Annotated in this window: 2 protein-coding genes; one reads left to right on the forward strand and one right to left on the reverse strand. The window is 66.4% G+C overall.

Translation table 11 applies throughout. The annotated features are described in order from the left end of the window. Positions 1 to 2154: hypothetical protein (locus ACESNG_RS09960; RefSeq protein WP_373068794.1), on the reverse strand; the 2154-nt coding region annotated here is incomplete at its 3' end. A 400-nt stretch (positions 2155 to 2554) separates the two neighbouring features. Here ACESNG_RS09960 and ACESNG_RS09965 point away from each other — a divergent pair. After that, the coding region (locus tag ACESNG_RS09965) for a Spy/CpxP family protein refolding chaperone (RefSeq protein WP_373068796.1) at positions 2555 to 3227 on the forward strand (673 nt) is incomplete at its 3' end.

Here is a 3227-nt window from a genome sequence, read left to right on the forward strand (position 1 = left end):
CAGGAATACCGCGGGCATGTCCCACAGATCCTTCGCCTCGCGCACCGTTACGCCCGCTTCGGTGAAGACGGCGTCTTCGGCCAGCTTGCCGGCGTCCGCCAGCGGGTAGTAACGACCACCGGTCTGTTCGGCGATACGGCGCAGTAGCGACGCGCGCAGCTCAGCTTGTGCCACATCGGCCCCGCGCTCATCCACGAGCAGCGAGCTCGTGGCCGTCTGTACGGAGTCACGGCCACGTTGGGCCACGGCCTCGATCACGTAGCGGCCCGTATCGTTCGGCGTGAAGCGGGCCGCGTAGGTGCCGTCGTCGCGCAACGTCCATTCCAGTGGCACGCTTTGCGTGGTGCCGGTGGGCGACGTGACCGTGACCGTCACCGTGGCATCGTTCACATCGGTGAAGAACGGCGTGCTCACCCGGGCGCGCAGCGACACCGGCTCACCCGGCGCCACGCGCGACGGCGAGGCATTGATTTCGAACGGCGCCGGCGCGTCTTCCACGATCCAGCGCACCAGCTGACGCCACAGCGTTTGGTGCGTGACGTCCTCCACCGGAATCGACGTGTCCATTTTCCACAACCAGCTGTCCTGCACGCCGAACACGGCGCTCATACCGCGTCCGTACCGCTGCCACGACAGAATCGGCATGTCGCTGCGCCCGCCTTCCGCCGTACCGGCCAGCAGCATCGTGGCACCGGCGCGCAGCGCGCCTGCTCGGTTCACCGTGGTGAGTGCCGGCAGCGAATCCCAGCGCGTACGCGACAATGCCAACGTGGAGCGCAACTGCAAAGCGGCGTGTACTTCACCCGCACGCGTGGGGCGCACCAGAACCGGCGTGGCCGGACCATCCACGTTGATGCTGCCGGCGGAGATCGTTACTGGCAGTACATCGGCCAGTGGCGTGCCCGCGTAGCCGCCTTCCGAAAGCGAGGCGCGACCGCCCAACACCATCAGGCCACCACCGCGCAGACTCACAAAGTCAGCCAGCATGCGCAGTTGGTCGGTGGTGAAAAACGACGCTTCGATGCTGCCCAGAATGATCGCACGATAGCTGAAGAGCTCTTCGCGACTGGTCGGGAATCCACCGAGCAGGTCGAGACTGTCGCGCACACCCAATCGCAGAAACTTGCGTTCGGCGCTGCGCATGAGGCCGACCACCTGCACTGCGCTGTCGCTGGACACAGCGCGACGCAGAAACGCGAACTCGGGTCGCGGTTCCCCTTCCAGATACAGAATGCGATCGGGGCCGGCGCGCACGTCGATGCTCGTCTGCCACTCGTTGTTTTCCGTGACGATCTCGGTGGGCAGCGCCTTGGCGCGCACGGCAATGCGATGTACACCCGGATCAAGGGGCGGAATGCGGAAGCGCACGGTGGTGAGATCACCCTTCTCTCCCGCGCGCGCGGCTTCAGTCGCCACCACACGTCCATCGGCCTCCACCGTGATCTGCACCGGATCGCGACCAGCGCCGCGGATGCGCACGTCAGCTTCCACTACACTCGATGCGCCGGCGAGTGTGCGGCGTGGCGCCTGCACGCGCTCTATTGCCACATCACGTTCGAACCGCTCCGTGCCCACGCCAACGGTGAATACCGGTACGCGACGCGCGCGCAAGGCCACGAGCGCGTCATCGAGGGCACCACTGCCGTTGTCGGCACCGTCGGTCACGATCACCACACCGGCCAGCGGCATGCCATTCAAGTCTTCCCGTACATCGTTCAACGCCTGCGCGAGATCCGAGCGCGTTCCGTTCGCCTTGAGCGCCGCCGTGCCGGCGATCGGCGAGGCATCGGCCGCAAAGCGGAAGCGACGAATCGCGAACTTCTCCGCCAACTGCTTCGACAGCTGCGCGGTGTCGGCGAACACGCGCTGCACCGCCGCCGTCCGGGTGCCGTCGCCCACATCACGAATGCGCATGCTGCGCGAATCGTCCATGATCACGGCCAGCACGTTGCGTTGCGGGACCGCCGACGCAATCACGAGCCCGGGGCGCAAAAGACAACCGATCACCAGCAACAGCGCGGCGGCGCGCAGAGTGGCGAGAATCGCACGATCCGTCGGACGCAGCGTGCGCACGCGGGCGTATGCCACAATCACGATAAGCAAGACGATCGCGGCCACCGCACTTACGATCAGGACCGGCACGACCGGTGCCACGACCAGATCACCCCGCGTGAAAACGCGCGGAGGATACTTGAAGAGCAAAGTGGTGACGGATTCGAACCAGTTTCCCACGGAGTGGTCGGGGCGGGGGCGGGGGTCGGCATGGCGGTCACGCCGGTGAATCGGACACGATGGAGCAGACGAGAGTGCACCGTCGCGCATGAAGCGTCTACCCCGTGACGCAATAGTGGGTCATCCCGTTGGATCGGATTCTCGAAATGAGATGCGCCTCTGTAGCGCCTTAACGTCGGATCTGCCGCCTCGTCCAATGGGGTGAAGCGGGCGCCAGTCTCGGCGAACGTGGCCCACACTGGAAATAGATCAAACGCGAAACACACATTCTCGTTCCGTTGCACTCGCCCTCGCTATAAGCGCATTCGTTCCGGCGCTGCTTTTGGCGCAGACGCTTCCCGCGCAGCGTCCTGCACCGCGTCCTCGACCGGCGGCACCCACTCCCGGCGCGGCTGGCCCCGTCAGTGCACAGGTTGGACCGAGCGCGCGCGACGGTGGTCCCGGTGACCGCGGTGGTCGGGGCGGCGGACATCCGGCCGCCATGTTGCTGCGCGCTCGTATGCCGCTCGAACTCACCGACGATCAGGTGACGCGTCTCGAAGCGTTGCAGGCGGCGCCGGCACCAAAGTCGAATGCTACCGACATGATGTGCGCACAGGCCGATCTGCTCGATGCCACGCAGGGCGACGGAAACCTTGCCGGTGCGCGCGCCGCACTCGATAAGCTCAGCCGCTTGCGCAACGATCAGATGCTCGCTCGGATCAAAACGCAGCAGGATGCGCGGGCCGTGCTCACGCCGGCGCAGAGGACCACGGTGGACAACATGCGCCAGCAGATGCGGAACCGCGGCGGCGCCCGGCGCCAGCGCAACATGCGCCAAGGCGGCATGACACAGGGTGGCGGGCCACAGCGTGGCGTGCGGAAAGGTGGCCGAAGCGGCCAGGGGTTTCGCAGTGGACCGCCGATGCGCGGGAAGATGGGTGGACAGATGGGCCCCGGTATGATGCCTGGTAACCGTCAGGGTGGCCCGCAGGGTGGCCCGCAGGGTGGCCCGC

It is taken from the genome of Gemmatimonas sp., from assembly GCF_041689975.1.
Taxonomy (GTDB): domain Bacteria; phylum Gemmatimonadota; class Gemmatimonadetes; order Gemmatimonadales; family Gemmatimonadaceae; genus Gemmatimonas.